The 5,377-nt window shown below is 66.3% G+C and carries 5 protein-coding genes and 1 tRNA gene; 2 read left to right on the forward strand and 4 right to left on the reverse strand.

Annotation, left to right across the window (positions count from 1 at the left end; all coding sequences use genetic code 11):
- Positions 1-42: 42 nt before the first annotated feature.
- The 4 genes from EYQ35_03050 to EYQ35_03065 all read right to left on the reverse strand — a co-directional run bounded on the left by EYQ35_03050 (position 43) and on the right by EYQ35_03065 (position 3,933).
- A tRNA-Arg gene (locus tag EYQ35_03050) sits at positions 43-116 on the reverse strand.
- A gap of 112 nt (positions 117-228) precedes the next feature.
- The gene (locus EYQ35_03055; protein ID HIF63118.1) at positions 229-1,944 is read right to left on the reverse strand and encodes an alkaline phosphatase; all 1,716 of its coding nucleotides are present in this window, start codon (positions 1,942-1,944) and stop codon (positions 229-231) included.
- 32 nt (positions 1,945-1,976) lie between these two features.
- Positions 1,977-3,161 (reverse strand): NADH:flavin oxidoreductase, encoded by a 1,185-nt coding sequence (locus EYQ35_03060; protein ID HIF63119.1) that lies wholly within the window; start codon positions 3,159-3,161, stop codon positions 1,977-1,979.
- A 76-nt stretch (positions 3,162-3,237) separates the two neighbouring features.
- Positions 3,238-3,933: a glutathione S-transferase gene (locus tag EYQ35_03065; GenBank protein ID HIF63120.1), complete on the reverse strand. Its 696-nt coding sequence runs from the start codon at positions 3,931-3,933 to the stop codon at positions 3,238-3,240.
- 58 nt (positions 3,934-3,991) lie between these two features.
- Between EYQ35_03065 and EYQ35_03070 the strand changes: the two genes are divergently transcribed.
- Positions 3,992-4,915, forward strand: coding sequence for a hypothetical protein (locus EYQ35_03070; GenBank protein ID HIF63121.1), 924 nt, complete (start codon positions 3,992-3,994; stop codon positions 4,913-4,915).
- A gap of 70 nt (positions 4,916-4,985) precedes the next feature.
- A partial coding sequence (locus EYQ35_03075; protein HIF63122.1) for an SDR family NAD(P)-dependent oxidoreductase occupies positions 4,986-5,377 on the forward strand: 392 nt, incomplete at its 3' end.

Below are 5,377 nucleotides of genomic sequence, written 5' to 3' on the forward strand. Positions count from 1 at the left end.
CCCGAATGGGTATATTTGCGACGATAAGAAGGGGGAACAGAGTGCGCCCGGCAAGATTCGAACTTGCGACCCCCAGATTCGTAGTCTGGTGCTCTATCCAGCTGAGCTACGGGCGCGTGCGGTTGGTTGGTAGACAACCGCCGAACCTACCCCGTGGGGTCGAACGCGACGGCCAGCGTGGCAACCTAGCGCAGCTTGCCGCCGCAGGCAACGCCGAGCCACGGGCCTTCAGTCGGCCAGGCCGAGGGCGCGGGCCATGACGTGGAAGACCACGTTCTGCTCCACCGTGCCCTGCAGCCGCCACGCACCCGGGCCTCTTGCCCAGGCGGCGATGTCGGCCCCGCCGTGCATCTCCATAACGTAGCGCTCGCCGTCGTAGGGCAGGTCCATCATGGGCACCAACGCCTGCTGCCGGTAGTCACCCGAGGCCCAATCCTGCTGGAGCAGGTCGGGCCGCGTGCCCGGCGCCCGGCAATCCTCGCCCGCATCCCCGGAGCCAGCGTCGCCTGGGTCGGAGTCGCCTGGGTCGGCGCGACACACTCCCTCGCCTCCCTCAACGATCGCTCCCTTGCCGCCGGCGTAGGTCAAGGCGGTATAGGCGCGACCGTCGGCGGCCATGTCGGCCTGCTCGCGGGAAGAGCCATCGAGATCATTGATGACCACCGGGCCCAGTATCGGGTTACCGCGCGTGGCCAGGCCTGAGAACGCAAGGCCGTGGTCGTGATCGGCCGTCACTACGACCAGCGTGCGATCGTCAACGCGCTCGAGCGCGGCGCGCACCGCACGATCGAATTCGAGCGTCTCTTCGAGAGCGCGACCGGCCTGCCCCCTGTGGTGGCCGTGGTCTATGCGTCCGCCTTCGACCAGCAGCACGAAGCCCGCGTCTGACTGGGTGAGCACATCGAGGGCACGCACGGTCATGAGCGCGAGCGACGGTACGGCTGCTTCTTTGTCAGCCGGGTCGGCCGCGGCGGCGAGGTCTATCCCGGCGTGCCGTTGGTCAACAACGTAAGGCAGGTGCGAGTCGGCAAACAGCCCCAGCAGGCCCGGCCCGTTGCCGGCCGTGCGCAGACCGTCGGCGGTAAAGACCGCGCGCCTGCCGTCGCCGCCGTCCACCCACGCGGCTACAAGATCGCGGCCGTCTTCGCGCTTGCCTCGGCAGCTTCCCGCCTTGCCCTCAGCGCCACCATCGAGCGCGGCTCGACAAGCAGCTGTGCCAGCGCCCTTGCCGTCATCGCTGAGAAAATTACGCCTGCCTCCGCCCAGGGCCACATCCAGGCCGTCGCCAGCCCCAAACGCTACCAGCTGCCGAGCCACGTCCACGCAGCCGGTGTCGAGGGCCTCTTCGGGCATGCGCGAGTCGACTTCCCAGTAACGCTCCACGGAGTGCGCGTAGGCCGCGGCCGGGGTCGCGTGGGTAAGTCGCGTGGTGGTAACCACGCCGGTAGCCATGCCGGCTGCCTCGGCGAGGTCGAACAGGCTCGCTGTTTCGTGCCCGGCCTGCGAGGCGCAGTCTCCACGCACCACCCCCGAGTCCACGCCGATGACCCGCGCCATGGTTTTCACCCCGCTGAGCAAGGCAGTGGCCGTGCCCCCCGAGTCGGGCACCTGCTGGTTGGTGTTGTAAGTCTTGGTCAGCGCCACGTGGGGAAAGTCTTCCCACGCAAGCCTGTGTTCTTCACCGGCCAGGCCCAGGCGCTGGCCAGCCAGTATGCGAGCCGCCGTTACCGTGGTCATGCCCATGCCGTCGCCCACGAACAGCACCAGCGATCGCGCTTGCCGCTTGTCGGCACGCAGGCCGTCGGCCCGATCCACAGCCGCGCGGCCAGCCGCGTACCAGGGGTCCGCCGATTGCACGGGAACCCGGTCAGCCACGGCTGCCCGCTGGTCGCGCTGGATCAGCGAACACGAGGCCACCGACAGGCCCACGACAACAAACGCCACCAGCGCCACACGCGGACATCGCCGCGCCACCGTCAGTCGCGCAACACGCACCTTATTCCCCCACGGTCCATCTCGGCCACGCACTCGTTGCAGTGGTTGCAGTCTGACACCGGAGCCTCACCACGCTCAACCCGGCGCACGAAATCGGGATCGGCGATGAGCGCCCGACCCACGGCTACTAAATCGAAGCCCTCGTCCATGGCCTGCTGCATGTTGGCCGACGAAACGATGCCGCCCATGAGCATAAGCGGCATTTGCACGGCCTCTCGTACCCGCCGCGACCCTTCAAGGAAAAACATCTCCGTGAACGGCAGCGCTCGTATCACCCGCTCGCCCATCCAGCGCAGGGTGATTTTCTGCAACGGGTTTTTCTCGACCTCGACCATACTGGCGATCGGCGCATCGCCCCTGAGCATGTAGAATCCGTTGCGAGCCACGAAGCCGCCACTTAGCACCAGTGCATCGACGCCTTCGCGCTCGAGCGCACGCGCCACCTCGACGGCCTCTTCTATTTCGAGGCCACCGCGGGCGCCGTCTTCGAGGTTGACCTTGCAGATGACCGGGTAGTCGCGGCCCACTTGCTCGCGCACCGCGCGTACGACCTCGAGGGGAAAGCGCAGGCGGTTCTCAAGCGAGCCGCCGTAATGATCGCGGCGACGATTGGACAGCGGGCTCAGGAACTGGCTCAGCAGGTAGCCGTGGCCCAGGTGCAGCTCGACCGCATCGATGCCCGTGTCGCGAGCGCGGGCGGCGGCGGCGGCGAAATCGGCCGTCGTGCGCTCGATGAGAGCCAGGCTCATCGAACCGGCCAACGGCATGCCCGACAACGCGCCGTACTGGTTTACGGAAGGCGACGGCCCCTTGGGACGACGCGGCCACATCTGCAGGTTCTTTGAAAAGCCACCGCAGTGGCCCAGCTGTATGGACACCGCGCCGCCCTCGGCGTGCACGGCGTCGGCCAGGCGGGTCAGCTGCGGCTGCACCTCGGCGCGCATGTACATCTGCTGCGAGAAGGTGCGACCGTCGGCTGCCACCGCGCAGTAGGCCACCGTGGTGAGCGCCACGCCGCCCTCGGCCAGGCGCCGGTGGTACTCTATAAGATCATCAGAGGGAATACCGCCGGGGGTCATACCCTCAAAGGTGGCGGTCTTTACGACCCGGTTGCGCAGTTCCAGCGCGGCCAGTCGGGTGGGTCTCAATACCGGGTGGTCGCTCATGCGCTGTACTTACTGCGAAAGGCGGCAGGTTCCAATCACACTGGCCCACTGGCGCCGGGCGGCTGCTACCGCGGCGCTATCTCTGCAGCATAGAGCCGGCGCGCTTCGAGAATTCCTCGGCCGCCTTGTCGGCGTCTTTGCCGCCCTTCATGATCTCGCTTATATCCACGGGCACCGTAACGCCCGCCCGCGCCCCGGGGCGCTCACCTATGGCGGTCATCCAACGCGACAGGTTGTCCAGGCCGTCGGTGGATACACCCGACCAGTTGTGCGTGCGCACCCAGGCCCAGTTGGCCATGTCGGCAATGGAGTAGTCGCCAGCAAGGTACTCGCTGCGCGCGAGCTGACCGTCGAGCACCTCGAACAACCGACGGCTCTCGTTCTGGTAACGGTCGATAGCGGGCTGCAACTTCTCGGGAAAGTAGCGGTAGAAAACGTTGGCTTGTCCCATCATCGGGCCAATGCCGCCCATCTGGAACATGAGCCACTGTATTACCAGCGAGCGACCGCGGGTGTCGGTGGGTAAAAAGCGACCGCTCTTCTCGGCCAGGTAGATCATGATCGCACCCGACTCGAAGACCGCTAAGTCGCCTTCGTCGCGGTCAACAATAGCGGGTATGCGGCCGTTGGGGCAGATGGCCAGGAAGTCGGGCTGTTTCTGCTCGCCCGACATCAGGTCGATGGCGTGCACCTCGTAAGGCAGCTCCATTTCTTCGAGCGCAATGCTGGCCTTGTAACCGTTGGGCGTGGGCGAGGTGTAGAGGTCTATCATTATGCTTTTGCGCTCCTTGCGGCTGGCCGACCTGGGCCGGCTGCTGCGTTGAGAGCTTATGCCATGCCGGCGCGACCAAGAGGAGCGCCCACGTTTACCAGGCACGCGGGCGGCGTTTGCCACGGCCGGGACACCGGGCCAGCATCGCTGCAGTATGAACGACCAGGCAAGGCACGCCTCGCTCGACTACATGCTGCCGCTGGCCTGGCCCACGGTTGTCATGTGTTTTTCTGTGCTGGCGCTTTACACGCTCAGCTGGGCAGCCGCGCTGTCGGGTGCCATCCCCTTGTGGATGGGCGTGTTATTCAATGCCGTACTGGCCTACGCTTCGTTCACGCCCTACCACGAGGCCACGCACGGCAACATTTCGGCGCGGCAGCCCGGACTGGGCTGGCTCAACGAGTTGTGCGGCTGGCTGGCCGGCATCCCCCTGGGCGAATGCCACGCCCTGTTCAAGGTGGCGCATCTCAAGCACCACGCCAACACCAACAACCCCGAACGCGACCCCGACTACTTTGAGCCCGGCGTCACCGGCGCGGCTATCCTGCTGCGGTCGCTTACCCTGGTGAGTGGCTACCTGCGCGCCTTCCTCTCCGACGATGTGGTGGGCCCCGATGTAATACGGCGGCGCAAATTGCTGGGCACGGCCTGGTACGGCGGCCTGCTGGCCGTGATCGTCGCGGCTTCGCTCGCGGGCTATCTCAGCGAGGTGCTGCTGCTCGGCCTGCTACCGACGTCGCTGGCATGGATGACCCTGGCTGTTTGTTTTGACTACCTGCCGCACCGGCCACACCTGGAGCGCAACCGCTACCTGGCCACGCGCGTAACCTTGTTCCCCGGCCTGAAGTACCTTCTTTTGTGGCAGAACTTTCACCTCGTGCACCACCTCTACCCCACCATACCGTTCTACCTTTACGAGCGTTGCTTTGAACGGGTGCGCGGCGAGCTCACCGACCACGGATCACTGATTACCGGGAGCTGACCGGGCGGCGCTGGCGGCGCAGCGTCGCGGGCCTTTCATCGGCCGGGGCGACGTGGTTTGTTCAGCGGCAATGGGATTTTTAGACGGCAAGACCGCAATCGTAACCGGCGCTGGCCAGGGCGTGGGCCGCGGCATCGCGCTCGCCCTGGGCGACGAGGGAGCCCGGGTCGTGGTGGCCGGGCGCACGCTGGGTAAGCTGGCCGTCACCGTTGACCAGATACAGGAGCGCGGCGGAACGGCGGTGGCTGTTGAGGCCGACGTTCTCGAGCCCGCCGACATCGAACGGGTGGTGGCCACCACCCTGGCCGAGTACTCGGCCATAGACATACTGGTCAACAACGCGCAGACGGTGCCGCTGGGCAAACTGCTCGAGGTGGACGACGAGGAGTTCGAGCGCGGCTTTCGCAGCGGACCACTGGCGAGCCTGCGCCTGATGCGCGCGTGCCACGACGAGCTACGCGG

The sequence above is a fragment of the Candidatus Binatota bacterium genome, from assembly GCA_012960245.1.
In the GTDB taxonomy this organism is placed as follows: Bacteria; Desulfobacterota; Binatia; order UBA1149; family UBA1149; genus UBA1149.

What these genes read in the sequence shown, in the direction of transcription:
- EYQ35_03060 (HIF63119.1), bottom strand. Translation starts at nt 3,161, where the DNA reads ATGAGCGACCACCCGGTATTGAGACCCACCCGACTGGCCGCGCTGGAA.
- EYQ35_03070 (HIF63121.1), top strand. Translation starts at nt 3,992, where the DNA reads ATGCCATGCCGGCGCGACCAAGAGGAGCGCCCACGTTTACCAGGCACG.
- EYQ35_03065 (HIF63120.1), bottom strand. Translation starts at nt 3,933, where the DNA reads ATGATAGACCTCTACACCTCGCCCACGCCCAACGGTTACAAGGCCAGC.